Source organism: Dankookia sp. GCM10030260, assembly GCF_042666655.1.
In the GTDB taxonomy this organism is placed as follows: Bacteria; Pseudomonadota; Alphaproteobacteria; order Acetobacterales; family Acetobacteraceae; genus Paracraurococcus.
On the sequence record NZ_JBHTDE010000001.1, the window covers coordinates 327,544 to 351,975 of the forward strand.

The window sequence follows — 24,432 nt, forward strand, 5'->3', positions numbered from 1 at the left end:
GGTGATCGCCCGCCTGGTCGACGCGGCGCTGGCCAACCGCGCGGTCGTGCTGATGCTGGTCGGCCTGCTGGCGGCGATGGGCCTCTATGACCTGCGGCGGCTGCCGATCGACGCGCAGCCCGACATCTCGCCGCGCCAGGTGCTGGTCATCACCCAGGCGCCCGGCCTCGGCCCGCTGGAGGTCGAGCGCTTCATCACCTTCCCCGTCGAGCTCGCCCTGCAGGGCCTGCCGCGGATGGAGACCCTGCGCTCGGTCTCCCGCTACGGGCTCTCGGTCGTCTATGTCCGCTTCGCCGACGAGATGGACATCTATGCCGCGCGCAACCTGGTCTTCTCCCGCCTGCCCGCGGTGCAGGTGCCGCCCGGGGCGGGCACGCCGCAGATGGGGCCGGTCTCGACCGGCCTCGGCGAGATCTTCCAGTTCGAGGTGCGCGGCGCCGGCCGCAGCCTGATGGAGCTGCGCACCCTCCTCGACTGGCAGATCGCCCCCCGGCTGCGCCAGGTGCCGGGCGTCATCGACGTCAATGCCAATGGCGGCGAGCTGAAGACGTATGAGGTCCAGGTCGCCGCCGATTCGCTGACCCGCTACGGCCTGTCGCTCGCCGAGGTCTTCGCCGCGATCGAGCGCAACAACGGTGCCCGCGGCGGCGCGACGCTGGAGCGCAACGGCGAGCAGGCGGTGATCCGCGGCGAGGGGCTGATCGCCGACCCCGAGGATATCGGCCGCGTGGTGCTGCGGACCGGGGAGGGCGGCGTGCCGCTCTATGTCCGCGACATCGCGCAGGTCACCCAGGCGCCGCGTCCGCGGCTCGGCGCGGTGACGCGCGACGGGCGCGGCGAGGCGGTGGTCGGCGTCGCCCTGATGCTGCTCGGCGAGAATACGCGGGAGGTGGGGGAGCGGGTGAGGGCGGCGGTCGGGACGATCGGCCGGAGCCTGCCGCCGGGCGTCGAGATCGCGCCCTATTACGACCGCGCCGACCTGATCACCCGCACCATCCATACCGTGGCGAAGAACCTGATCGAGGGCGCCGTCCTGGTCGTGGTGGTGCTGCTGGTGCTGCTCGGCAACATCCGCGCCGGGCTGGTGGTGGCGCTGGCGATCCCGCTCTCCATGCTGGCCGCCGCCACGGCCATGGTCCATGCCGGGATCTCCGGCAACCTGATGAGCCTCGGCGCCATCGATTTCGGCCTGATCGTCGACGGCGCGGTGGTGATGATCGAGAACGTCGTCCGCCGCCGCGGCGAGGCGCCGCAGCGCCCGGTCGAGCAGGTGGTGCGGGAGGCGGCGCACGAGGTCGGCCGGCCGATCCTCTTCGCCGTCACCATCATTACCGTGGTCTACCTGCCGCTGCTCAGCCTGCAGGGGGTCGAGGGCAAGCTGTTCCGTCCCATGGCGCTGACGGTGATCTTCGCGCTCGTCGCCTCCCTGGTCCTGACTTTGGTGCTGATGCCGGTGCTGGCGACCTTCGCCTTGCGCGGGAAGATCTCGGAGCACGACAGCTGGGTCATCGCCCATCTCCGCCGCGCCTATGCCCCGCTGCTGGAGCGGTCCGAGCGGCATCCGGTGCCGGCCATCGGCATCGCCCTCGCGCTGCTGGTCGGCAGCGGCATCCTGGCGACCCGGCTCGGCGCCGAATTCATCCCCCGGCTGGACGAGGGCGCGCTGGCCGTCACGATCACCAAGCTGCCGAGCATCGGCCTCTCGACCGCCATCGAGACCACCACGCTGGTGGAGCGGACCCTGCTGGGCTTCCCCGAGGTGAAGACCGTCGTCAGCCTGTCCGGCAGCTCGGAGATCCCGACCGACCCGATGGGCGTCGAGCAGTCCGACAGCTTCATCATCCTGACGCCGCGCGAGGAATGGACGACGGCACCCGACCGCGAGGGCCTGATCGCCGCCTATGCCGCGGCGCTCGACCGCGAGGTGCCCGGGCTGCAGCTCTCCTGGTCGCAGCCGATCGAGATGCGCATGCAGGACCTGCTGCAGGGCGTGCGCTCCGACGTCGCCGTCATCATCTACGGCGACGACCCGGCGACGCTGCGGCAGGCGGCCGAGGCCATGGTGCAGGCGGTGGCCCGCGTGCCGGGTGCGGCCGACGTGAAGGCGGAACAGACCGCCGGCCAGCCCTATCTCCGCATCATCATCGACCGCGAGGCGGTGGCCCGCTACGGCCTCAATGCGTCCGACGTGCTGGACGTGGTGGAAGCGCTGGGCGGGCGGACCGTCGGCACGCTGGTCGAGGGCAATGCCCGCTTCGACATCCGCGTCCGCCTGCGGCCGGAGGACCGCGCCGATCCCGACCGCATCCGCGCCTTGCGCATCGCCGACGCGCATGGCCGCGCCGTGCCGCTGACCCAGCTGGCGCGGGTGGTGATGGAGGACGGCCCGGCCCAGGTCAGCCGCGAGAAGGGCCGCCGCCGCATCACCGTGGAGGCCAATGTGCGCGGCCGCGACATCGCCTCCTTCGTCGGCGAGGCACAGGCCGCGGTGCAGCGCCAGGTCCGCCTGCCGCCCGGCTATTCCATGGAATGGGGCGGCCAGTTCCAGAACCTGCAGGAGGCCACCGCGCGGCTGACCGTGGTGGTGCCGGCGGCACTGGCGCTGATCTTCGGCCTGCTCTTCGTGATGTTCCGCAGCCTCAGGCTCTCCGCGCTGATCTTCGTCAACGTGCCCTTCGCCGCCACGGGGGGCGTGCTCGCGCTCTGGCTGCGCGACCTGCCCTTCAGCATCTCGGCGGCGGTCGGCTTCATCGCGCTGTTCGGCATCGCCGTGCTGAACGGGGTGGTGCTGGTCAGCACCATCGTCAAGCAGCGGATCGAGGGCAAATCGCCGATGCAGGCGGCGCGCGACGCGGCGATGCTGCGGCTGCGCCCGGTGCTGATGACGGCGACGGTCGCCAGCCTCGGCTTCCTGCCGATGGCGATCTCGACCAGCGCGGGGGCGGAGGTGCGGCGGCCGCTGGCCACCGTGGTGATCGGCGGGCTGGTGAGCGCGACGCTGCTGACGCTGCTGGTGCTGCCGACGCTCTATCCCTGGGCCGCCGGGCGGAAGTAAGGAAGATCGGGGAGAAGGTATTCTCCCCGAACCCCTCATCTATTTCTGTGAGTTCGGCACTTGCTGCGCGGCGGCTGCCATACTCACAAAAGGGAAGGGAGGGGCTTGGGGAGGGAATACTTTTCCCTCCCCAACCTTGCCTTCAATGCGCCACGCCGCGCGCCGCCTCGGCATAGCCCACGCGCCGCTCCGGCGGCACCGGATGCCGGCCGGCGACGCGTTCCAGCAGCATCCGCGCATCGCCGGCTTGGCCGGCCTTCATCGCCGCATGCAGGAACAGCTGCTCGAAGACATCCTGTTGCGCATGGCTGCCGCCGAGCCGGTACATCCCTTGCAGCGCCGGCCGCATCACCGCGACCGCGCCGGCATGGTCGCCCCGCGCATGCTTCAGCACGGCCTCGGCCACCGGCAGCGCATAGCGGGCGATCAGCGGCCCGTTGGTGCCGGCATTGCTGCGCGCCGCGTCGCGCAGCGCCGCCAGCAGGCGGTCCGCCGCGGCCCAGCGCCCGGCGCCGCACAACGCCATCATCCAGTGCGGCAGGGTGAAGGCGGACAGCGTGTCGCCGATCCGCGCCTCGGCCTTGTCGGCCAGTTCCTCCCACCGCTTGCCGGCCGGCACGCCGTGCAGCGACAGCCGGAACAGCATGGACGCCGCATTCTGCACGTCGATGTAGAGATCGGGCTGCGCCTGGGTGACGGCGCTTTCCAGGTTGCGGAAGCGGGTGTCGTACAGCGCCAGCACCGCATCGAAATCGCGCTGCTCCAGGTGGTACATCGCGCGGTGCCACCAGAGGTGGTGCATGATGTTGTTGCCGCCCTCCCAGTGCGGCTCGAGGCCGGCGATCCAGGCGATGCCCTCGCTGCGCCGCCCCTGCATCTCCAGCACATGTGCCACCGCATGCGCCGCCCAGAGGTCGCCGGGGTCGAGCGCGATGGCGGCGCGGCCGGCCGCCTCGGCGACGACGTAGTTGCCGGCCTCCTCGTTGGCGAAGCTGCGGCAGGCGAGCACGCTGGGATAGCCGGGCACCGCCGCGCTCCAGGCCGGCAGGACCTTCTCGACCGAGGCCAGCATCGTCTCCGGCCGGCCCAGCCAGAACGAACAGAAGTGATGCAGGCGGAAGGCCAGGATGTCGCGCGGGTGGTCGGCCAGGATGCCCTCCCAGGCCGCGATCGCCCGGTCCATCTCGTTCTCCGACCAGGCGGTCAGCGCGGCGACATGCGCCTGCTCGCGCGGCGTGGCGCGCGCCGTCAGCCGGCCAGCGGTGGCGATCGCCTCCTTCGCCATCGGCACGAAGCCCTGCTTGTAGCCGAGCAGCAGGAAGGCGGCCTTCAGCGCATGCGCCATGCCGCAATCCGGGTCCGCCGCCAGCAGCGCCTGCATGCGCTGCGCGGTGTCGAAGCGGTAGCCGAGATAGCCGGCGACGACATGGTCGAAGGCACGGGCGGAATCGGCGCCGGCGGTCGAAAGGGCGTTGCCCTGGGCGTCCTGCTGCATGGGATGCTTCCTCCTGCGTGAAGAAGGCCAGGGAGGATGTATCCTCCCTGGACCCGCCTCTATTTCTCCGAGCTTGGCACCGGCCGCGCGGCGAATGCCAGACCCGGAAAAAGCAAAGGTGGGGTCTGGGGAGGAAATGCTTTTTCTCCCCAGCCTTCAGGCCCCGGCGCGCTCCGCCAGCCACTGCGTCAGCACCGCGACGGCCGCCATCAGGTCCGCAGTTTCCATCGCTTCGTCCGGGTTGTGGCTGCCGTTGCGGTTCCTCACCAGCAGCATGCCCGTCGGCACGCCCGCTGCCGCGAAGTTGTTGGCGTCATGGCTGCCGGGGCTGTTCAGCCGCGGCGCCGGCAGCCCGGCCCGGGCCGCGGCGGCGGCCAGCGCCTCGGTGATGCCGGGGTCCATCAGGCCCGGCGCCGCGGCGCTGCGCTCGCCGAGGTCGATCCGCACGCCGCGCCGCGCCGCGACCGCAGCGACGACCGCGCCCAGCTTTGCCTCCAGCGCCTGCAGATGCGCCGCCGAATAGGCCCGCAGGTCGAGGCTGAGTTCGAACCGGCCGGAGACCATGGTCAGGCTGTGCCGCTCCGCCGGCGTGTGGAAGCGGCCGATGGTCACCGCCATGGGCCGGCCCTCGGCCTCCTCCGCCAGCCACATGGCTTCCAGCGACAACGCCAAATCGGCGGCGGCCAGCGCCGCGTCGCGGCGGAAGCGGTGCGGCAGGCCGGTATGCGCGTCTTCCCCGGTGATGCGGATGAAGGGGTGGCGGACATTGCCGGGATTGGCGAGGCAGATGGCGACCGGCGCGCCGGCCTCCACCAGCTGCGGCGCCTGCTCGATATGGACTTCCAGGTAGGCGCCGAGCCGCGCCGGGTCGCGCAGCGGCACGCCCAGCGCCGCCGGGTCGCCGCCGCAGCCGGCGATGCTCTCCGCCAGGGTGAGCCCCGTACGGGCATGCGGCAGGTCGAGCGCCCCGGGCGGCAGCCGGGCCAGCAGGCAGCGGCTGCCGATCAGGCCGAGGCCGAACCACACCGCCTCCTCGCAGCGCAGCGCCAGCACCTCGATATCCATGCGCGGCCGGATGCCGGCGGCCTGCAAGGCGGCGATGGTGGCGATGCCGGCGACCACCCCCGCCGCGCCGTCGAAATTGCCGCCCTGCACCACGCTGTCGAGATGCGAGCCGATCAGGATCGGCGGCGCCCCCGCATCCCGGCCGGCCCAGCGCAGCGTGAGGTTCGCCCCGGCATCGGTCCGCGCCTCCAGCCCCAGCGCCGCGCCGGCAGCGGCGATCAGCGCCTGGGCCTCGTTCTCGCCCCGGCCATAGGCGTCGCGGGTGATGCCGGGCGGGTCGGCGCCGATGGCGGCGAGGCCGTCCAGCAGGCGCTGCAACAGCGGCGCCTGCGCCGCGACGGCCTCGGCGAGGACGCGGCTCACAGCCCGATCTCCCGCAGCACCTCCTCGGTATGCTCGCCGAGGCCGGGTGCCGGCACGCTCCAGGAGCCGAGGCCGGGCAGCCGGGGGAAGGGCAGGGTGCCCAGCCCCGGCTGGTCCAGCGGCACCGCGGCGCCGACCGCCTGGGCATGCGGGTCGGCCAGCCAGTCGAGCGGCGTGTTCACCAGGTCGCAGAGCATCCGGCCGGCCTGGCAGCGCCGCACCCACTCCGCCGCCGGCGCCGTGGCGATGGCGGCGCGGATCGCCGGCAGCAGCGCCTCGCGGTGTTCGTGCCGGGCGGCGAAGCCGGCGAAGCGCGGGTCCTCCGCCAGGTCGGGCCGGCCGATGATGCCGCAGAACTGGTGGAATTCCGGCTCCCGCAGCATGGCGATCATGAACCAGCGGCCGTCGCTGCCCTGGTAGGTGCCGGACGGCGTGTTGGCGATCGGCGGCACCCCGCCGAGCAGCCCGGCCTCGGCGACGTTGAAGGCCATCAGCGCCGCGGCGCTCTGCATCAGGGAGACGTCCAGCACCCGCCGCTGCGGCGGCGTGCCCGCCGCCCGGTCCTGCGCCTGGCCGGCCAGCGCGGCCTGCACCGCGATCATCGCCGAGAGGCCGGTGGTCATGTCCACCGCCATGATCTGGCCGGTGCGGTGCGGGATGCCGTCGGCGCCGATGTTGAGCGAGACCATGCCGCTATAGGCCTGCACCACGCCGTCGGTCGCCGGCCGTTCGGCGTTCGGGCCCTGCTGGCCGAAGCCGGAGATGGACAGGAAGACCACGTCCGGCTTGCCGGCCTCCGGCACGATGCCGAGCCGCTTGGCCACGCCGGGGCGGAAGGCCTCCAGCATCACGTCGGCCCTGGCCGCGAGCTTGCGCATCGCCGCCCGCCCGGTCTCCTCCTGCAAATCGAGCATGACGCTGCGCTTGCCGCGGTTGAAGCTGACATGCATGACGCTCTGCGTGCCTTCGCGGGTGGAAAGGCCGCGCGACCAGTCGCCGGCGGGCGGCTCGATCTTCACCACCGTGGCGCCGCAGGCGGCGAGCAGGCTGGCGCAATAGGGCCCGGCGATGCCCTGGCTTGCATCCAGCACGAAGAGGCCCCGATAGGGCTGCAAGCTGTCGGCCATGGCGTTTCCCCCGGACGGTTCCGCCCCTATCCTGCCCGGAACCGCGCGGATGGGAAGGGATGACCGGCAGGGGAGTGACACGGCGGCTCGCCTTGGGCGGGATGCTGGCCGCGCCGGCGGCGTTTGCCCAGGGCACCGACTGGCCCGGCCGCCCGGTCCGCTTCGTCGTGCCCTACCCGCCGGGCGGGCCGACCGACATCCTCGGCCGCGTGGTCGCCGCCCGGCTGGCGCAGGATCTCGGGCAATCGATGGTGATCGAGAACCGCGCCGGCGCCTCCGGCGTCATTGGCTCGGAGGTCATCGCCCGGGCGGCGCCGGATGGGCAGGCCTTCCTGATGAACGCCTCGATCCATGTCATCATCCCGCATCTCAACCGGGCGATGCCCTTCGATGCGCTGGCCGACTTCACCCCGGTGACCAACATGGCCACGGTGCCGCTGGTGGCGGTGGTGAACCCGAGCCTGCCGGTGCGCAGCATCGCCGAGCTGGTCGCCTACCTGAAGGCCAATCCCGGGAAGGTCTCCTACGCGTCGTCCGGCAATGCCTCGGCGCTGCACCTGGCGGGGGAGATGTTCAAGCTGATGACCGGGACCGAGATGGTGCACGTGCCCTATCGCGGCGCCGGGCCGGCGGTGCAGGACCTGATCGCCGGCAACATCCAGCTGATGTTCGACAGCATCCCCAGCAGCGCCGGCGCGGTGCGGGCCGGGCTGCTGCGGCCGCTGGCCGTCACCACCGCGAAGCGCGTCGCCGCCTATCCGGACCTGCCGACGGTGGCCGAGGCCGGGGTGCCCGGCTTCGACATCGCCACCTGGTATGCCATCTGGGCGCCGCCGAAGACGCCCGCGCCCATCGTCGCCCGGCTGCAGCAGGCGGTCGCCGCCGCCGTCGCGGCGCCGGAGGTGCGGGAGAAGCTGGCCACGCTCGGCGCCGAGCCGGTGGCCGATGCGCCGGCGGAATTCGCCCAGTTCTGCGCCCGCGAATACGACCGCTGGGGCAGGCTCGTGCGCGACGCGCGCGTGACCCTGGATTGAGCGCCCGCGGCGCGGCCTTGCCATCCCGACCGATCCCCTGCCGAGAGAGACGCTGATGCGTGCCCTGGTCTGCGAGAGCTGGCGCGAATTCGACGCGCTGGAGGTGAAGGACATCCCGGCCCCGCCGATGCGGCCGGGCGGGGTGCGCATCCGGGTCGAGGCCTCGGGCGTCAGCTTCGCCACGCAACTGGTCGTCGCCGGCAAGTACCAGCGCAAGCCGCCGCTGCCCTTCGTCCCCGGCACCGAGATCGCCGGCACGGTGCTGGAATCGGCGCCCGACGTGGCCGACCCGCTGCCGCCGGGGACGCGGGTCTTCGCCGTGCTCGACTGGGGCGGGCTGGCGGAGGAAGCGGTGGCGGACAGCATCCATGTCATGCCGATCCCCCCGGGGCTGCCGCCGGACGCCGCCGTCGCCATGCCGATCAGCTACCCGACCGCGGGTGCCGCCCTGCTGTGGCGGGCGCGGCTGGAGCCGGGGCAATGGGTGCTGGTGCACGGCGCCGCGGCCGGCGTCGGCCTGGCCGGCGTCGAGATCGCCAAGGCGCTCGGCGCCCGGGTCATCGCCCGCTGCGGCGCGGCCAAGCGGCACGTCCCCCAGGCCCGCGGCGCCGACCGGGTGCTGGACAGCGCGCTGCCCTTCCGCGAGGCGGTGCGGGAGGCCACGGGCGGCGCCGGCGTCGCGGCCGTGCTGGACACGCTGGGCGGGCCGGTCTTCGACGACAACCTGCGCTGCCTCGGCGATGGCGGCATGCTGGTGACCATCGGCTTCGCCGCCGGCGGCATCCCGACCCTGCCGATCAACCTGCTGTTGCTGAAGAACATCGCGGTCGCCGGGCTGAACTGGGGCACCTATGTCGGCTGGTCGCCGGGCGACAACCGGCATGCCCATGCACCGCGCGCCCGTGCGCTCTGGCAGCAGCTGATCGACTGGTGGGCCGCCGGCGCCCTGCGGCCGGAAGTGCATGCCAGCTTTCCGCTCGGACAATTCCGCGCGGCCATGGCCGAGGTGCGCGGCCGCAATGCCGTGGGCCGGGTGGTGCTGCGGCCGGGCGAGGCCTAGCCTGCCGGGATGAGCGATACCGGCGGGCCGCCCCCCGCGCCCCCGACCGCCCCGGCCTTGCCCGCGAAGACGGCCGATCCGCGCATGATCGCGGCCATCGTCGCCAGCGCGCTGTTCATGCAGAACCTCGACAGCAGCGCGGTCGCCACCGCGCTGCCGGCCATGGCGCGGGACCTGGCGGTGGAGCCCGCCCGGCTCGGCGCCGCCATCACGTCGTACCTCGTCGCACTCACCGTCTTCATCCCGGTCTCGGGCTGGGTGGCCGACCGCTTCGGCGCCAAGCGGGTCTTCATGCTGGCGATCGTGGTCTTCACCCTGGCCTCCGTGCTGTGCGGCCGGGCCACCGGCGTGCCGGAACTGATCGCCGCCCGCGTGCTGCAGGGCGTCGGCGGGGCGATGATGGTCCCCGTCGCCCGGCTGCTGCTGCTGCGCCAGGTGAGGAAGGAGGAGATGCTGTCGGCCATGGCCTGGCTGACCATGCCGGCGATGATCGGCCCGATCAGCGGCCCGCCGCTGGGCGGCTTCCTCACGGATGCCTTCGGCTGGCAATCCGTGTTCCTGATCAACGTCCCGATCGGCGCGCTGGGCCTGGCGCTGGTGGCGTGGAAGATCCCCGCCATCCCGCCCGGCGATCCCGGCCCGCCCGACCGGGTCGGGCTCTTCCTGATCGGCGCCGCCCTGGCGCTGTTCATGTTCGGGCTCGAGACGATCGGCCGCGGCGTGGTGCCGCAGGGGATGCCGCAGGCCGGGCTGGTGCTCGGCGCGATGTTCGGCTGGGCGGCGATCCGGCACTGCCTGCGGGCCAGGCGCCCGGCGCTCGACTTTTCCTTGCTGAAGATACCCACCTTCAGCCAGTCCACCTTGGCGGGGACGCTGTTCCGGGTCGGCGCCGGCACCTCGCCCTTCCTGGTGCCGATGCTGCTGCAGGTGGGGTTCGGCAAGTCGGCCTCCGAGGCCGGGCTGGTCTCCTTCGCCACGGCGCTCGGCGCGCTGGCGATGAAGCCGCTGGCGCGGCCGCTGCTGCGGCGCTTCGGCTTCCGCCGGGCGCTGATCGGGGCGTCCCTGGTCGCGGCGGTGGGCGTCGCCCTGCCGGCGGCCTTCACCCCGGCCTGGCCGCTGCCGCTGATCTTCGCCGTCCTCGCCTTGGGCGGGTTGTTCCGCAGCCTGCAATTCACCGCGTTGAACACGCTCGCCTTCGCCGACGTGCCGCCGGCGCGGCTATCCGCCGCGACCAGCTTCGCCGGCACGGCGCAGCAGCTGGCCCCGGCGCTCGGCGTGGTGCTGGCGACGACCACGCTGGAGACGAGCGCGCTGCTGGCCGGGCATCCCACCCCGCAGGTGCACGACTTCGCCATGGCCTTCCTGGTGGCGGCCGCGGTGGTCGCCGCCTCCGCCCCCTTCTTCACCCGGCTGGCGCCCGATGCGGGGGAGGCGGTGAGCGGGCACGGGGTCAGTCCCGTGAAGCGGGTGCCGGCGGAGTGAGGAAGCTTGGGGAGGAAAGCATTTCCTCCCGTTGGACGCATGGGTCCAACCCCTCCATTGTCTTTTGTGAGTCCCGCACCCGCCGCGCAGCGAGTGCCGACTCCCAGAAATGGATGGGGGTCCGGCGGCGTGCCTTCCCCCGGCCTTTCCTCTCAATCCACGATGAACAGCTTCGCCCCGGTCCGGGTCGAGGAGCGATGCGCCGCATCGCCGAAGTCGGAGACCTGATAGCTGACGCCCGGCACCAGGGTGAAGCGCCGGCCGTCGCGCAGCTCGGTCTCGAGCTCGCCTTCCAGCACCAGCAGGACATGGCCGCGGTCGCACCAGTGGTCCGCCAGATAGCCCGGCGAGTAGTCCACCATCCGCACCCGCAGGTCGCCGATGGTCAGCGTGCGCCACACCGCCTCCCCGGTCTCGCCGGGATGCCGGGTTTCCGGCACGCCCGACCAGTCGGTGACGGTGAAGGGAAGCGGGGGGATCCTCATTCCGCCGGCGCCGCATGCGGCGGCACGGCGCGCTGCCGGGTGAAGCGGCGCGCCAGCCCCTCGAAGCCCAGGTACAGCACCGGGGTCACGAACAGCGTCAGCATCTGCGACACCACCAGCCCGCCGATGACCGCGAGGCCGAGCGGCTGCCGCAGCTCGGCCGCGGCGCCCCAGCCGGCGGCGATCGGCACCGCGCCGGCGCCGGCGGCCAGCGTCGTCATCAGGATCGGCCGGAACCGCACCAGGCAGGCGGTGCGGACGGCGGTGAAGGGGTCCTCCCCGCCGCGCTGTCGTTGCAACGCCACGTCGACGATCATGATGGCGTTCTTCTTCACCAGCCCGAGCAGCAGCAGCACGCCGATCACCGCGATCACCGACAGGTCCAGCCCGAAGAGCCAGAGCGTGGCGAAGGCGCCGAGCGCCGCGGCCGGCAGGCCTGACAGGATGGTCAGCGGGTGGATCAGGCTCTCGTACAGCACGCCCAGCACGACGTAGACGATCAGGATGGCCGCCAGCACCAGGGCGCCCTGGCCGGCCAGCGCCTGCTGGAAGACCTGCGCCGCGCCGGAGAAGCCGGTGACGACCGTCGGCGGCAGGCCCATCTCGCGCTCCACCGCGCGGATCGCGTTCACCGCATCGCCCAGCGCCACGCCCGGCGGGGTGTTGAAGCCGATGACCACGGCCGGCAGTTGGCCCTGGTGGCTGACGTTCAGCGGGCCGGTGGTGCGCTCGATCCGCGCCACGGCCGAGAGCGGCACCAGCTTCCCGGTGACCGACCGCAGGTAGAGCTTGGCCAGCCCCGTCTCGTCCCGCTGGTCCTCCGGCAGGGCTTCCAGGATCACCTGGTAGGCATTGGCCTGGCCATAGAGCGTCGAGATCTGCCGGCTGCCGAAGGCGGAGAACAGCGCCTGCCGGACATTGTCGACCGAGACGCCGAGCGAGGTGGCGCGGTCGCGGTCGACGTTGACCTGGACCACCGGCGCGTCGATCTGCAGGTCGGTGTTGACGTCCTGCAGCTGCGGCAGCTCGACCAGCTTCTTCTCCAGCCGCTGCGCCCAGTCGTACAGCTCGTCCAGCCGCAGCCCCTGCAGGGTGTAGAGATAGAGCGTCCGGGTGATGCGGCTGCCGAAATTCAGGTTCTGGATCGGGTTGATGAAGACCCGCAGGCCGGGGATGCGGCTGGCGTCGCGCCGCAGGCCCTGGATCACCTGCTGGATGGCCGGCCGTTCGTTGCGTTCCTTCAGCTCGACGAAGGCGCGGCCCTGGTTGATCGAGATGCTGGGCCCGCCGGCGCCGATGTTCGAGACGACGTTGGCGACATGGGGGCTCTCGCGCAGGATCTCGGTCAGCCGGCCCTGCATCTGTCCCATGGCCTCGAAGGAGGCGCCGCGCGGCCCCTCGGTGTTGATCACCAGCAGCCCGGTATCCTCGACCGGGAAGAACCCCTTGGGGATGACCACCGCCATGTAGCCGGCGGCGCCCAGCGAGGCGAAGAACAGCACCCAGACGACGAGGCGGAATTTCAGGCCGAGGTCGAGCAGCCAGGCATAGCCGCGCTCGACCGCGACGAAACCCCGCTCCAGCACCCGCTCCAGCCAGGAGGGCTTGGCATGGGCCGGCAGGCGGGAGGCCATCAGCGGCGTCAGGGTGAGCGAGACGACGCAGGAGGCGACGACGGCCAGGGTGACGGTCGCGGCGAAGGCGTTGAACACCCGGCCGACCACCCCGCCCATCAGCAGGATCGGCAGGAACACGGCGACCAGCGACAGGGTGATCGAGAGGACGGTGAAGCCGATTTCCTTGGCGCCGCGGATCGCCGCCGGGATCGGCGCCATGCCCTCCTCGATATGCCGGACGATGGCCTCCAGCACGACGATGGCGTCGTCCACCACCAGGCCGACCGCGATGGTCAGGCCCAGCAGGGTGACGTTGTCGATGCCGTAGCCCAGCAGGTACATCAGCCCGAAGGCGACGCAGAGGCTGATCGGCACGGCGATGGTCGGGATCAGCGTGGCGCTGATCCGCCGCAGGAACAGGAAGCAGACCAGCACCACCAGGCCGATGGCGATCGCCAGCGATTCCTGCACGTCGTGCACCGCGGCGCGGATCGACTTGGACCGGTCGAGGAAGACCTCCAGCTTGGCGCCCGGCGGCAGCGCGGCGCGCAGCCCGTCGAGGCTGGCCCGCACCCCGTCCACCACGTCGACCGTGTTGGCGTCCGGCTGGCGCAGCACCGCCAGCACCAGGGCGCGGTCCTCGTTCCGCCAGGCGGCGATGCGGGTATTGGCGACGCCGTCGGCGACGCTGGCGATCTCGTTCAGCCGGACCGGCGATTGCGGCTTGCCGGCGACGACCAGGTTGCCGAAGGCCGCGGCATCCTGCGGCTGGTCGTTGGCCCGCAGCGTCAATTGCTGGCGCTGGCCGTTCAGCACGCCGACCGGGGTCGAGGAATTCGCCTGGGCGATGGTCTGCAGCGTGGTGTCGAAGGCCAGGCCCATGGCGGCGATGCGGTCGGGGTCGAGCCGCACCCGCACGGCATAGAGCTGCTCGCCGAACACCTGCACCTGCGCCACGCCGATGACGCGCGACAGCGCCGGGCTGATGATCGTGCTGACGATGTCGTTCAGGTAGTACAAGGGCTTGTCGCCGCCCGACAGGGTCAGCAGCACCACCGGCGCATCCGCCGGGTTCACCTTGCGGTAGCTGGGCGGCACCAGCATGTCGACCGGCAGCCGGCGCTGCGCCCGGGTGAGCGCCGCCTGCACGTCCTGCGCCGCGGCGTCGATGTTCTTGTTGAGCTGGAACTGCACGGTGATCTGCGAGGTGTCCTGGCCGTTGATCGAGGACATGCTGTCCACGCCGGCGATGGTACTCAGCTCGCGTTCCAGCGGCAGGGCGACGCTGGTGGCCATGGTCTCCGGGCTGGCGCCGGGGAAATTGGCGAAGATGGTGATGACCGGGAAGTCGACCCGCGGCACCGCGGCGACCGGCAGCCTGGTATAGGCCAGCAGGCCGGCGACGATCGCGGCGATCGAGAGCAGCCCGGTCATCACCGGGCGGCGGATGCAGAGTTCGGAGATGTTCATCGCGCTGCCCCGTGCCGGCTCAATTGCTCGAGACGCGTTGCTGCGGCGCGCGCTCGATCGCCTTGGTGCCCTCGGTGACCCGCTGGGCGCCGTCGACGATCACCTTCTCCCCGGCCGCGAGCTCGCCCTTCACCACGGCGCGGTCGCCGACGATACGGACCAGCGTCACGTTCCGCCGGTGCGCCGCGCCGTCGGCGCCGAGCACGAAGACGTAGCGGCTGTCCTGCCCGGTCTGCAGCGCCGGGCCGGCGACCGAGATGGCGTTGTCCTCGTCGCGCGGCACCATGGCCACCTGGACATACTGGCCGGGCCAGAGCCGGTGGTCGGCATTCTCGAACCGCGCCTTGAGCGAGATGGTGCCGGTGGCGACATCGACCGCGCTGTCGACGAAGACCAGCTTGCCCTGGGCCGGCGGCTGGCCGTCGCCCTCCACCCGAGCCCGCACCGAAGCGGTGCCGCGCCGCATCGCGCCGCGGATCTCGCCCAGCCAGCGTTCCGGCACCGAGAACTGCACCAGGATGGGATCGAGCTGGGTCAGGGTGGTGATCGCGGTGTTCTCCGCCTGGCGGACGAAATTGCCGGCGCGCAGCGGGATGGCGCCGAGCTGGCCGTCGATCTCGGCGACGATGGTGGAGAAGCCGACATTCACGCGGGCCTGCTCGACCAGGGCCTCGTCCGCCTTGACCTGGGCGGCGGCCGAGGCAGCATCCGACTGCGCCTGCTCGAACCGCTGCTGCGACGCCACGCTTTCCCGGCCCAGCTGCTGGTAGCGCAGCAGGTCGGCGGTGTAGCGGGTCAGCAGCGCCCGGTTCTTGGTCAGGGTCGCCTCGAACTGCGCCAGCAGGGCGCGGTTGAAGCGGCTGTCCTGGACGAAGAGCGGCTGGCCCTTCTTCACCAGCTGGCCTTCCTCGACCAGCACCTGCTCGATCTGCCCATCGACCCGGGCGCGGATGGTGATGACGGATTCGGAGGCGACGATGCCGTTGGCCAGGATCTCGATCGGCACCGGGCCGATGCGGACCGGATCGGTGGTCACGGGCACGCCGCCCTGGGCCAGGGCCGCGGTGGCCGGCAGCACGGCCAGCACGGCGGCACACAGGATGCGCCGCAACCGCGGCGGCAGGCTTGGCATCATCCGTTCCGTTCCCAAAAGGCCGACCCTGGCCCGCCCATGTCGTGGGGCCGGCATCCCATTTCATACGCAAGACGCCGGAGCGTCCCATGCGATCGGTGGCGTGGCAAAACGATAAGCCGCGACCGTCTGATCACTGCAACGACCATGCCAAAATATTTCTTTATCCTGCTCCTGCAAGGGTCGTCGACCGGCGGGATGTCATCTCCCCATTGACGCTCCTGTGGCATCCTGCCCGGCGACTCCTGTCCCGAGGCTGCCCGCCCATGCGCCTGCTCCTCCTCCTCCTCGGCCTCCTGCTCGCCCTGCCGCAGGCGCGGGCCCAGGAATTCGACCTGCCCGGCCTGGCCGGGGAGGCCGCCGGCTACCAGCGCGACCTCGGCCGCCGCTTCCCCGCCGGCGCCACGCCGCAGCAGCGCGCGACCGCCGAGGCCCGCGCCGTCCAGGCCGAGCGGCAGCAGAACTGGGCGGCCGCCGCGCAGGCCTGGGAGGAACGGGTCGGCGGCGGCGAGGCGCGGCCGGAGCACTGGCTGGCCCTGGCCCGGGCGCTGCTGCAGAAGACCCCGCCGGACGCCGCCCGGGCGCTGCAGGCGGCCTGGGTGAATTTCCAGTCGGTCCCCGCCGGCCCGCCCGAGATCGCCGGGCTGCTGCTGATCGCGGACGCCCTGCAGCGGCTCGACCGCCCGGCGCAGCAGCTGCAGGCCCTGCAGGCGGTGCTGCAGCGGGCGCCCGACAACCTGCGCTACCGCCAGATGCTGACCGAGGCGCGTCGCGCCGCCGGCCTGCTGGTCGCCGGCATCAACACCGAACCGGAGGCCGAGCCGGCCCGCGCCTGCCTGCGCTTCACCGTTCCCCTGGCGCAGCGCACCGACTGGCAGCCGCAGGACTGGGTGCGGGCCGACCCACCCGTCCCCGGCCTGGCGGTGCTGCGGGAGGGCGAGCAGCTCTGCGTCGCCGGCCTGCCGCATGGCCAGGCCACCCGGCTGGTGCTGCGCGCCGGCCTGCCGGGGGAGGACGGGCTGCGGCTGAACCGGGAGGCGGTGCTGCGCGTCGCCATGCCGGACCGCGCGGCGCGGATCGTCTTCGACGCCAGCCGCTTCCTGCTGCCGCGCGGCCAGGCCCAGCAGGTCGGCCTCGCCACCGTCAACCTCTCCGCCCTGGCGCTGCGGGTGGTGCGGGTGACCGAGCGCAACCTGGTCCCCTTCGTCCGCAACACCTGGACGGTGGGGGAGGCGATCTCCGGCTGGGCGGCCGAGGACCTGCCGGAAAGCTGGGGCCGCACGGTCTGGGAGGGCCCGGTGGACCTGCCGGCCCTGCAGGCCAACCGCGTCCAGCGCAGCGCCCTGCCGCTGCCCGAGGTGCTGAAGGGCGCCGGCCCCGGCCTCTATGCGCTGATCGCCCGGCCGGCCGATGGCAGCAAGGGCGTGGCGGCGGCGCTGCCCATCATCGTCACCGACCTCGGCCTGACCGCCTGGCGCGGGCCGCAGGGGCTGGCGGTGCAGGCGCGCGGCTTCGGCGCAGGCCGCCCGCTGGCCGGGGTCCAGGTCCGGCTGCTGGCGACCTCGAACGACATCCTGGCCGAGGCGGTGACCGCGGCCGACGGCACCGTCCGCTTCGCCGCCCCGCTGCTGCACGGCCAGGGGCCGATGGCGCCGCGCGCCCTGCATGCGACGCTGGGCGACGACCTGGTCTCGCTCGACCTCGACGCCACCGCCTTCGACCTGTCCGACCGCGGCGCCACCGGCGCGCCGCATCCGGGGCCGCTGGACGCCTTCGCCTGGCTCGACCGCGGCATCTACCGCCCCGGCGAGACGGTGCAGGCCGCCGTCCTGCTGCGCGACGGCGGCGGCGCGCCGGTCGACATCCCGGCGCGGCTGCGGGTGAAGCGGCCGAACGGCAGCACCTTCGCCGAGGCCGTCCCGGCGCGGGAACGCGGCGCCGCAGTGCTCTGGCCGATCCCGCTGCCCGGCAGCGCCCCGGCCGGGGTCTGGACGCTGGAGGTGCTGGCCGACCCGGCCGCGCCGCCGATCGGCAGGGCGGAGTTCCGCGTCGATGCCTTCCTCCCCGAACGGCTGGAGGTCACCGCCGGCCCCGCCCCCGGGCCGCTGGTGCCCGGCCAGCCGCTGGCGGTGCTGGTGGCGGCGCGCTTCCTCTATGGCGCGCCCGGCGCCGGGCTGACCGGCAGCGCGGAACTTCGCCTGCAGGCGCAGCGCGCCCCCTTCGCCCAGTACAAGGACACCGTCTTCGGCCTGGTGGACGAGGAATTCGCCCCCGACCTGCTCCCCTTCGAGATCGAGCCGCTGGACGCCAAGGGCCAGGGCAGCCTCACCCTGGTCCTGCCGCAGGCGCCCGACACCACCCGGCCGCTGACCGCGGAGCTTGCCGTCGCCATCGACGAGCCGGGCGGCCGCGCCTCCCGCGCCACGCTGACCCTGCCGGTGCGGGCCGCCGGCCGGCTGATCGGGGTGAAGCCGCTGTTCGCCGACCTGGCGGTGGATGCCGGGGCGGAAGCCGCCTTCGAGGTCATCGCGCTGGATGGCGATGCCAACCCGGTCGCCGCCCGGCTGCGCGCCCGGCTGGTGCGCGAGCGCCCCGACTGGCGCATCGTCACCCGCGGCGGCCAGGCGCGCTACAAGACGGTCTGGCGCGACGAGGCGGTGGACAGCGCGGACCTCGCCGTCACCGCCGCCGGCCCCGCCCGCTTCGCCCGCGCGCTGCCCTTCGGCCGCTACCGGCTGGAAGTCGCCGAGCCCGGCGGCATGGCGATCACCTCCCTCCGTTTCCGCTCGGGCTGGGCCGGGGGCGAGACGGCGGAGGTGCCGGACAAGGTGGACGTCGCCGCCGACCGCCGCGCCTATGCGCCGGGCGAGAGCGCGACGCTGCGCATCACCCCGCCCTTCTCGGGCCCGGCCAGCCTGGCCGTGCTGACCGATAGGCTGGTCTCGATCCGCGAGATCGAGGTCGCCGAGGGCGGCACCGAGGTCGAGGTCCCGGTGGAGGCCGCCTGGGGCCCGGGCGCCTATGTCGCCGTCACCGCCTTCCGCCCGGGCGAGGCGCGCCAGGGCCATCCCGGCCGGGCGCTCGGCCTCGCCTGGCTGCAGGTCGATCCCGGCTCGCGCCGGATCGAGGTGGCGATCGGCACGCCGGACCGGGTCCGGTCGTCGCGCCGGCTGGAGGTGCCGATCAGGCTGGCCAATGCGGGGGAGGGCGCGACCCTGACCCTTGCCGCGGTGGATGAGGGCATCCTCCGGCTGACCCGCTTCGCCTCGCCCGACCCGGTCGGGCATTTCATGGGCAAGCGCCGGCTCGGCGCGGATATCCGCGACGACTACGGCCGGCTGATCCCGCCGCCGGAGGGCGATGCCGCGGTGCTGCGCCAGGGCGGCGACGACCTCGCCATGGCCGCCATCGACATCCCGCAGCGCACCCTCGCGCTGTTCTCCGGCCCGGTCGCGGTGGCGGCGGACGGGACGGCGACGGTCACGCTCGACCTGCCCGACTTCGCCGGGGAATTGCGGCTGATGGCGGTGGCCTGGGCCGGCGACCGGGTCGGCGCCGCGCGCAAGCCGCTCACGGTGCGCGACCCGGTGGTGGCCGAGGCGCTGCTGCCGCGCTTCCTCGCCCCGGGCGACGAGGCGCGGCTGCCGGTGCTGCTGCACAACCTCGATTTGCCGGCTGGCGAGGTCGGCGCCACCCTCTCGGCCGAAGGCGCCATCGCGCTGGCCGGCCCGGCGCGGCTGGCGGCCACCCTGGCGCCGGGCGCGCGCGTCCTGCCCGCCAGCGCCATCCGCGCCACCGGCGCCGGCCAGGGCGTGCTGCGGCTGGCCATCACCGGGCCGGACGGGTTCAGCGCGACGCGGGAGGCGCGGATCACCGTGCGCTCCTCCCGCCCCGTCACCACCGAGGTCGCGGCGCAGGAGATCCCCGCCGGGGCGGAGCGGCCGCTGCCGCTCGACCCGGCGCGCTGGGTCGCCGGCACCTGGCTGGCCTCGGCCGGCTTCGGCGCGCCGGTGCGGTTCGACGCCCAGGGGATGCTGCGGCAGCTTGAGCTCTACCCCTTCGGCTGCCTGGAGCAGTCGGCCTCCCAGCTGCTCGCCCTCGCGCTGATGCCGGGTTTCGGCGAGGTCGCCGAGGCGCGCGCCGCCCGGCTGCAACGGGCGGCGGAGGCGGTGCTGGGCAAGCAGCGCTACGACGGGACCTTCGGCCTCTGGTCGGCGCAGGGCGAGCCGGAGTGGTGGACCGGCGCCTATGCGACCGAGGCCCTGCTGCGCGCCCGCGGCGCCGGCGCGGCCATCCCGGACGCGGCGCTCGACCAGGCGCTGCAGGCGATCGCCGAGCAGGCGGAGGACGTCTCGCCCGAGCGGGCGGAGGAATTCGCCGCCCAGGCCTACCGGCTGCACGTGCTGTCGCTGGCGGGCAAGCCGCGGCTGGGCGCGGCGCGGCGGCTGGTGGAACAGCTGGACGAGCTGCCGACCCCGCTGGCACGCGCCCAGCTTGGCGCCGCCTTCGCCCGGGCCGGCGACCGGCCGCGGGCCGAGCAGGCTTTCTCGGGTGCGCTGGCCGCCCCGGCGCGGCAGGCCTGGCTGTACGACTACGGCAGCGCGGCGCGGGATGCGCTGGCGGTGGCCGTGCTGCTGAAGGAGAGCGGCCTGCTGGCCGAGCGGCTGCCGGAAGCGCTCGGCCGGCTGCCGGGGGCGGAGCTGACGCCGGCCCTGGCCAATACCCAGGAACAGGCCTGGGCAGTGGCCGCCGCCGCGACGCTCGGCCGCGACGGCCGCCCGGTGCGGGTCGCGGTGAACGGCCAGGAGGCGCCGCCGGCGCCGCAACTCGCCGTGGCGCTGGCCGCGGCGGGGACGGCGCGGAACCTGGGGGATGCGCCGCTATGGGCCAGCGTCTCGGTCACCGGCATCCCGGCCCAGCCGGCCCCGGCCGGGCGGGCGGGGATGCGGGTCGGCCGCAAGTTCCTCGACCTGTCCGGCCAGCCGGTGAAGCTGGATACGCTGCGGCAGAACCAAGTCTTCGTCCTGCTGCTGGAAGGCCGGGCCGAGAGCGGCCAGGCGCAGCGGGCCCTCGTCCAGCAGGGGCTGCCGGCGGGCTGGGAGATCGTCGGCCGGCTGGCGGCCGGCGAGGTGGCCGGGATGCCCTGGCTCGGCACGCTGACCGAGACCCTGGCCACGCCGGCGCTCGACGACCGCTTCGCCGCGGCGCTGGAGCTGACGCCGGAGGCGCCCGACTTCCGCCTCGCGGTGCGGCTGCGCGCGGTGACCGCGGGGCGGTTCGAGCTGCCGGGTGCGCAGGTCGAGGACATGTACCGGCCGGCGATCTTCGCGCGGCAGAACGGCGGGCGGGTCGCCGTGCTGCCGGTGGATTGAGGCGGGGCCGGTGCCGACGCTCCGGTCCGCCGGAACCTCGGCGGCGGCGCCCCGCCGCCGGTGGCGGGCGGTGCTGGCCGCCGCCGGCCTCGGCGCGCTCGGGGTCCTGGTCCTCGACCGGCTGAACCCGCCCGACCTGTCGCGCCTGCACGCGGTGGGCACCGAGATCCTCGACCGCGAGGGCCGCACCCTCTCGGTCCTGCCCGCCCTGGGCGGCACCTGGCGGCTGGCGACCACCACCGCCGACGTGCCGCCGCACCTGCTGGAGATGCTGATCGCCGCCGAGGACCGCCGCTTCCGCCGGCATCCCGGCGTCGATCCGCTCGCCCTCGGCCGCGCCGCGCTGCAATGGGCGCGTACCGGCCGCGTCGTCTCCGGCGGCTCGACGCTGACGATGCAGGCGGCGCGGCTGCTGGAGCCGCGGCCGCGCACCCTCCGCAGCAAGGCGATCGAGATCCTCCGCGCGCTGCAATTGGAAGCGCGCTTCTCGAAGGACGAGATCGCCGGCATCTGGCTCACCCTCGCGCCGATGGGCGGCAACCTCGAAGGCGTCCGCGCCGGCGCGCTCGCCTGGTTCGGCCGGCCGGCGGCGCGGCTCGATGCGGCCGAGGCGGCGCTGCTGGTCGCCATCCCGCGCCGGCCGGAGACGCTGCGGCCCGACCGCCACCCGGCGGCCGCCCGCGCCGCGCGCGACGCCATGCTGGCCCGCCGCGCCGCCGGGGTAATTGGCCCCGGCGACCTCGCCGCCGCCGCGCCGGTGCCGCGCGCCCGGCGGCCGATGCCCCGCTGGGCGCCGCATCTGGTGCGCGAATTGGCGCGCGGGGCGGAAGGGACGCGGATCGCCTCCACCCTCGACCTGCCCCTGCAGCGCGCGGCGGAGGAGATCGCCGCCGCGGCGCTGCGCGACCTGCCGGACCGTGCCTCGCTCGCGCTGGTGGTGGCCGAACTGCGCGGGCGGGAGATGCGCGCTTTGGTCGGCGGCGAATTCGGCGCGGCGGGGCGGGCCGGGTCGCTCGACCTGACGCGGGCGGTGCGCTCGCCCGGCTCGGCGTTGAAGCCTGCGCTCTATGCCCTGGCCTTCGAGGCCGGGCTGGCGGCGCCCGAGACCCTGCTGGCCGACCTGCCGCAGCGCTTCGGCGCCTATGCGCCGGAGAATTTCGACCGCGGCTTCGCCGGGCGGATCACGGTGGCGGATGCGCTGCGGCAGTCGCTGAACCTGCCGGCGGTGGCGTTGCTGGCCGAGCTCGGCCCCTTCCGCTTCGCCGCGGCCTTGAAGTTGGCCGGCAGCCCGCCGCGGCTGCCGCCGGGGGCCGATCCCTCGCTGCCGCTGGCGCTGGGCGGGATGGGGACGACGCTGCGGGAGATGGCGGCGCTCTATGCCGCGCTCGGCGATGGCGGGGCGGGGGCGGCGCTGCGGCTCACCCCCGGCCCGGCCGAGGCGCGCCGCCCGGCCTTCCAGCCGCGCGCGGCGGCGCTGACCACCGCCGTGCTGGTGCAGCCCTTCCCCGCCGGCGGGCCGGGCGGCATCGCCTGGAAGACCGGCACGAGTTGGGGCGGCCGGGATGCCTGGGCGATGGGACTGGATGCCCGGCACGTCGTCGGCGTCTGGGTCGGCCGGCCGGACGGCACGCCGCTGCCGGGGGCGACCGGGGCGCGGACCGCCCTGCCGATCCTGGCGCGGGTCTTCGAACGCCTGCCCGCCGCCCCGCGCGAGGCGCTGCCGGTCCGCGCCACCGCCATGGCCGGGGCCGAGGCGCTCGACCGGCTGCGGCTGACCTTCCCGCCGCCCGGGGCGGTGCTGGGCGAGGGTGCCGGCCATGTGACGCTCCGCGCCGCCGGCGGGCGCCGGCCGCTGACCTTCCTGGTGGACGGCATGCCTGTCGCGACCGAGCCGTCCCGGCGCGAGGCGGCCTGGACGCCACCCGGCCCGGGCTTCTATCGGGTGACGGTGCTGGACGCGGCGGGTGCCGCGGCGCGGGCGGAGGTCAGGGTGCGATGACGATCCTCTATGTCGACGGCGATGCCTGCCCGGTGCGGGAGGAGGTTTTCCGCGTCGCCACCCGGCTCGACCTGCCGGTCAAGGTGGTCAGCAACGGCAGCCGCCCGGTGCGCCCGCCCGGCCTGCCGAATGTCGAGATGGTGCTGGTCCGGGAGGGCGCCGACGCCGCCGACGACTGGATCGCCGAGCGGGCGGAGCGCGGCGATGTCTGCATCACCGCCGACATCCCGCTGGCCTCCCGCTGCCTGGCCAAGGGCGCGCGGGCGCTGGGCTTCAAGGGGCGGCCCTGGACGCCGGACAATATCGGCGGGGCGCTGGCCGGGCGGGCGGTCTCGGCCGAGATGCGGGAGCGCGGCATGCAGACCGGCGGCCCGGCGCCGCTGACCCCGGCCGACCGGTCGCGCTTCCTCTCGGCGCTGGATGCCGAGATCGCTGCGGCGAAGCGCGACAAGGCAGGGCCGCCGCCGCGGGCGTGGGTCAGCTTCGCGTAGGAGGCTTGGCACCGGCCGCGCGGCAGGTGCCGACCCACAGAAATAGAGGAGGGTCCAGGGAGGATACTTCTTCCCTGGCCTTCGCTTATCCGCAGCCGCGCCGGCCCAGCCCGTCCCGCGCGCGGCCGGCCGAAAACCGCGCCCGCTCCAGCACCCGGCGCAGGCGGTCGAGGCCGGTCTCGGACCGGGCCTGTTCGGCGAGGCCCGTCGCCTCCCGCACCAGTTCGGCGGCCTGGCGGCAGCCGCAGCCCTCGAAGCGGCCGGCGGCCTCGGCCAGGGCGGCCGCCGCGGCCTCGGCGGCGTCGCGGCCGGGCAGCAGGTCGGCCGCCGCGATGCCGGCCTGCAGCGGCCGTTCGGCGCCGCGCAGCGCTTCCAGCCCCAAGCCGAAGCCGCAGCGCGGGGATTGCGCCAAGGCCGGCGCGGCCAGCAGCAAGGCCAGGGCGATCCGCCGGATCATGCCCAGCCGCAGGCCGCCAGGGCGTCCCGCATATGCGGCGGCGGCGGTGCCGTGGCGCCGCGGGGCGGGTCGAGCGGCAGGGCGATGGCGCGGGCCAGCAGGTGCAGCCGGCCCTCGCCGCCGCCGTAGCGCGCATCGCCCAGGATCGGGCAGCCGAGATGGGCGCAATGCACCCGGATCTGGTGGGTCCGGCCGGTCTTCGGGCGCAATTCCAGCCAGGTCAGCCCGGCGGCCTTGCCCAGCACCCGCCAGGTGGTGCGGGCCGGCTGGCCGGCGGGGTCCACCGCCATCCACCAGCCCTCCTTCGCCGTGCTGCGCTTGAGGAGCGGGGCATCGACGGTGCCCGAGGGCCGCGGCGGGGCGCCGCGGACCACCGCCCAGTAGGTCTTCGCCGCCCGGCCGGCGGCAAACAGCGCGCCCAATTCGGCCAGCATGGGCCTGGTCCGGCCCAGCACCAGGCAACCGGCGGTGTCGGTGTCCAGCCGGTGGGCCGGCTGCGGCAGCCGGTGCTTGCCCAGGGCCAGGGCCGGCAGCCAGTCCTCCAGGGAGGCACCGCCGCGCGGGCCGCGATGCACCGGCAGGCCGGCGGGCTTGTCGAGGATCAGCATCTCGCCGTCCTGGTGCAGCAGCCGGGCGAGCGGGTCGGGGTCCGCGGCGGCCGCGGGGCGGGGGGCGCGCTGCGCTACCACGGCCCGGGCCCAGGGACGGCGGCACGGCTGGCCCGGAAAG

Annotated in this window: 15 protein-coding genes; 7 read left to right on the forward strand and 8 right to left on the reverse strand. The window is 74.1% G+C overall.

What is annotated here, in order from left to right; translation table 11 throughout:
• Position 1: 1 nt before the first annotated feature.
• Positions 2 to 3,055 (forward strand): efflux RND transporter permease subunit, encoded by a 3,054-nt coding sequence (locus ACFQS7_RS01615; RefSeq protein WP_380065270.1) that lies wholly within the window; start codon positions 2 to 4, stop codon positions 3,053 to 3,055.
• Between the two features lie 142 nt (positions 3,056 to 3,197).
• Here the strand turns inward: ACFQS7_RS01615 and ACFQS7_RS01620 are convergent, their stop codons facing one another.
• The 3 genes from ACFQS7_RS01620 to ACFQS7_RS01630 form a co-directional block, all read right to left on the reverse strand.
• Positions 3,198 to 4,550 carry a tetratricopeptide repeat protein gene (locus ACFQS7_RS01620; protein WP_380065271.1) on the reverse strand — a complete coding sequence of 451 codons (1,353 nt, stop codon included), beginning with the start codon at positions 4,548 to 4,550 and terminating at the stop codon, positions 3,198 to 3,200.
• Positions 4,551 to 4,706: 156 nt separating this feature from the next.
• Positions 4,707 to 5,978, reverse strand: a complete 1,272-nt coding sequence (locus ACFQS7_RS01625) for a hydantoinase/carbamoylase family amidase (protein WP_380065272.1) — start codon at positions 5,976 to 5,978, stop codon at positions 4,707 to 4,709.
• Positions 5,975 to 7,105, reverse strand: coding sequence for a CaiB/BaiF CoA transferase family protein (locus ACFQS7_RS01630; RefSeq protein WP_380065273.1), 1,131 nt, complete (start codon positions 7,103 to 7,105; stop codon positions 5,975 to 5,977). The genes ACFQS7_RS01625 and ACFQS7_RS01630 overlap by 4 nt, the downstream gene beginning before the upstream one ends.
• 59 nt (positions 7,106 to 7,164) lie before the next feature.
• Between ACFQS7_RS01630 and ACFQS7_RS01635 the strand changes: the two genes are divergently transcribed.
• The 3 genes from ACFQS7_RS01635 to ACFQS7_RS01645 are packed head-to-tail and all read left to right on the forward strand — an operon-like array spanning position 7,165 to position 10,681.
• On the forward strand, positions 7,165 to 8,139 hold the full coding sequence (locus ACFQS7_RS01635; RefSeq protein ID WP_380065274.1) for a Bug family tripartite tricarboxylate transporter substrate binding protein: 975 nt from the start codon (positions 7,165 to 7,167) through the stop codon (positions 8,137 to 8,139).
• Positions 8,140 to 8,194: 55 nt separating this feature from the next.
• Positions 8,195 to 9,199 carry an NADPH:quinone oxidoreductase family protein gene (locus tag ACFQS7_RS01640; RefSeq protein WP_380065275.1) on the forward strand — a complete coding sequence of 335 codons (1,005 nt, stop codon included), beginning with the start codon at positions 8,195 to 8,197 and terminating at the stop codon, positions 9,197 to 9,199.
• A 9-nt stretch (positions 9,200 to 9,208) separates the two neighbouring features.
• A complete protein-coding gene (locus tag ACFQS7_RS01645) occupies positions 9,209 to 10,681 on the forward strand; it encodes an MDR family MFS transporter (protein WP_380065276.1) in 1,473 nt (490 codons plus the stop codon).
• A 152-nt stretch (positions 10,682 to 10,833) separates the two neighbouring features.
• Here the strand turns inward: ACFQS7_RS01645 and ACFQS7_RS01650 are convergent, their stop codons facing one another.
• Genes ACFQS7_RS01650 through ACFQS7_RS01660 form a run of 3 tightly spaced genes read right to left on the reverse strand, consistent with a single transcriptional unit; the run spans position 10,834 to position 15,387 of the window.
• Positions 10,834 to 11,166, reverse strand: a complete 333-nt coding sequence (locus ACFQS7_RS01650) for a DHCW motif cupin fold protein (RefSeq protein WP_380065277.1) — start codon at positions 11,164 to 11,166, stop codon at positions 10,834 to 10,836.
• A complete protein-coding gene (locus tag ACFQS7_RS01655; protein ID WP_380065278.1) occupies positions 11,163 to 14,252 on the reverse strand; it encodes an efflux RND transporter permease subunit in 3,090 nt (1,029 codons plus the stop codon). Before ACFQS7_RS01655 ends, ACFQS7_RS01650 begins: the two co-directional genes overlap by 4 nt.
• A 19-nt stretch (positions 14,253 to 14,271) precedes the next feature.
• Complete coding sequence (locus ACFQS7_RS01660) at positions 14,272 to 15,387, reverse strand: efflux RND transporter periplasmic adaptor subunit (protein ID WP_380065279.1); 1,116 nt, start codon at positions 15,385 to 15,387, stop codon at positions 14,272 to 14,274.
• A gap of 263 nt (positions 15,388 to 15,650) precedes the next feature.
• On the opposite strand from ACFQS7_RS01660, the gene ACFQS7_RS01665 reads away from it, so the two are divergent.
• Genes ACFQS7_RS01665 through ACFQS7_RS01675 form a run of 3 tightly spaced genes read left to right on the forward strand, consistent with a single transcriptional unit; the run spans position 15,651 to position 23,246 of the window.
• On the forward strand, positions 15,651 to 20,756 hold the full coding sequence (locus ACFQS7_RS01665) for an alpha-2-macroglobulin (RefSeq protein ID WP_380065280.1): 5,106 nt from the start codon (positions 15,651 to 15,653) through the stop codon (positions 20,754 to 20,756).
• 10 nt (positions 20,757 to 20,766) lie between these two features.
• Entirely contained in the window at positions 20,767 to 22,755 is a 1,989-nt protein-coding gene (gene pbpC / locus ACFQS7_RS01670) for a penicillin-binding protein 1C (protein ID WP_380065281.1), read from the forward strand.
• Positions 22,752 to 23,246 carry a YaiI/YqxD family protein gene (locus tag ACFQS7_RS01675; RefSeq protein WP_380065282.1) on the forward strand — a complete coding sequence of 165 codons (495 nt, stop codon included), beginning with the start codon at positions 22,752 to 22,754 and terminating at the stop codon, positions 23,244 to 23,246. The genes pbpC and ACFQS7_RS01675 overlap by 4 nt, the downstream gene beginning before the upstream one ends.
• Positions 23,247 to 23,331: 85 nt before the next feature.
• Here the strand turns inward: ACFQS7_RS01675 and ACFQS7_RS01680 are convergent, their stop codons facing one another.
• Both ACFQS7_RS01680 and ACFQS7_RS01685 read right to left on the reverse strand, forming a co-directional pair.
• The gene (locus ACFQS7_RS01680; RefSeq protein ID WP_380065283.1) at positions 23,332 to 23,703 is read right to left on the reverse strand and encodes a hypothetical protein; all 372 of its coding nucleotides are present in this window, start codon (positions 23,701 to 23,703) and stop codon (positions 23,332 to 23,334) included.
• Positions 23,700 to 24,311, reverse strand: a complete 612-nt coding sequence (locus ACFQS7_RS01685) for an RluA family pseudouridine synthase (protein ID WP_380066184.1) — start codon at positions 24,309 to 24,311, stop codon at positions 23,700 to 23,702. Before ACFQS7_RS01685 ends, ACFQS7_RS01680 begins: the two co-directional genes overlap by 4 nt.
• Positions 24,312 to 24,432 lie beyond the last annotated feature (121 nt).

What these genes read in the sequence shown, in the direction of transcription:
- ACFQS7_RS01675 (WP_380065282.1), top strand. Translation starts at nt 22,752, where the DNA reads ATGACGATCCTCTATGTCGACGGCGATGCCTGCCCGGTGCGGGAGGAG.
- ACFQS7_RS01650 (WP_380065277.1), bottom strand. Translation starts at nt 11,166, where the DNA reads ATGAGGATCCCCCCGCTTCCCTTCACCGTCACCGACTGGTCGGGCGTG.
- ACFQS7_RS01645 (WP_380065276.1), top strand. Translation starts at nt 9,209, where the DNA reads ATGAGCGATACCGGCGGGCCGCCCCCCGCGCCCCCGACCGCCCCGGCC.
- ACFQS7_RS01640 (WP_380065275.1), top strand. Translation starts at nt 8,195, where the DNA reads ATGCGTGCCCTGGTCTGCGAGAGCTGGCGCGAATTCGACGCGCTGGAG.
- ACFQS7_RS01635 (WP_380065274.1), top strand. Translation starts at nt 7,165, where the DNA reads ATGACCGGCAGGGGAGTGACACGGCGGCTCGCCTTGGGCGGGATGCTG.
- ACFQS7_RS01620 (WP_380065271.1), bottom strand. Translation starts at nt 4,550, where the DNA reads ATGCAGCAGGACGCCCAGGGCAACGCCCTTTCGACCGCCGGCGCCGAT.
- ACFQS7_RS01685 (WP_380066184.1), bottom strand. Translation starts at nt 24,311, where the DNA reads ATGCTGATCCTCGACAAGCCCGCCGGCCTGCCGGTGCATCGCGGCCCG.
- ACFQS7_RS01680 (WP_380065283.1), bottom strand. Translation starts at nt 23,703, where the DNA reads ATGATCCGGCGGATCGCCCTGGCCTTGCTGCTGGCCGCGCCGGCCTTG.
- ACFQS7_RS01665 (WP_380065280.1), top strand. Translation starts at nt 15,651, where the DNA reads ATGCGCCTGCTCCTCCTCCTCCTCGGCCTCCTGCTCGCCCTGCCGCAG.
- ACFQS7_RS01660 (WP_380065279.1), bottom strand. Translation starts at nt 15,387, where the DNA reads ATGATGCCAAGCCTGCCGCCGCGGTTGCGGCGCATCCTGTGTGCCGCC.
- ACFQS7_RS01655 (WP_380065278.1), bottom strand. Translation starts at nt 14,252, where the DNA reads ATGAACATCTCCGAACTCTGCATCCGCCGCCCGGTGATGACCGGGCTG.
- ACFQS7_RS01630 (WP_380065273.1), bottom strand. Translation starts at nt 7,105, where the DNA reads ATGGCCGACAGCTTGCAGCCCTATCGGGGCCTCTTCGTGCTGGATGCA.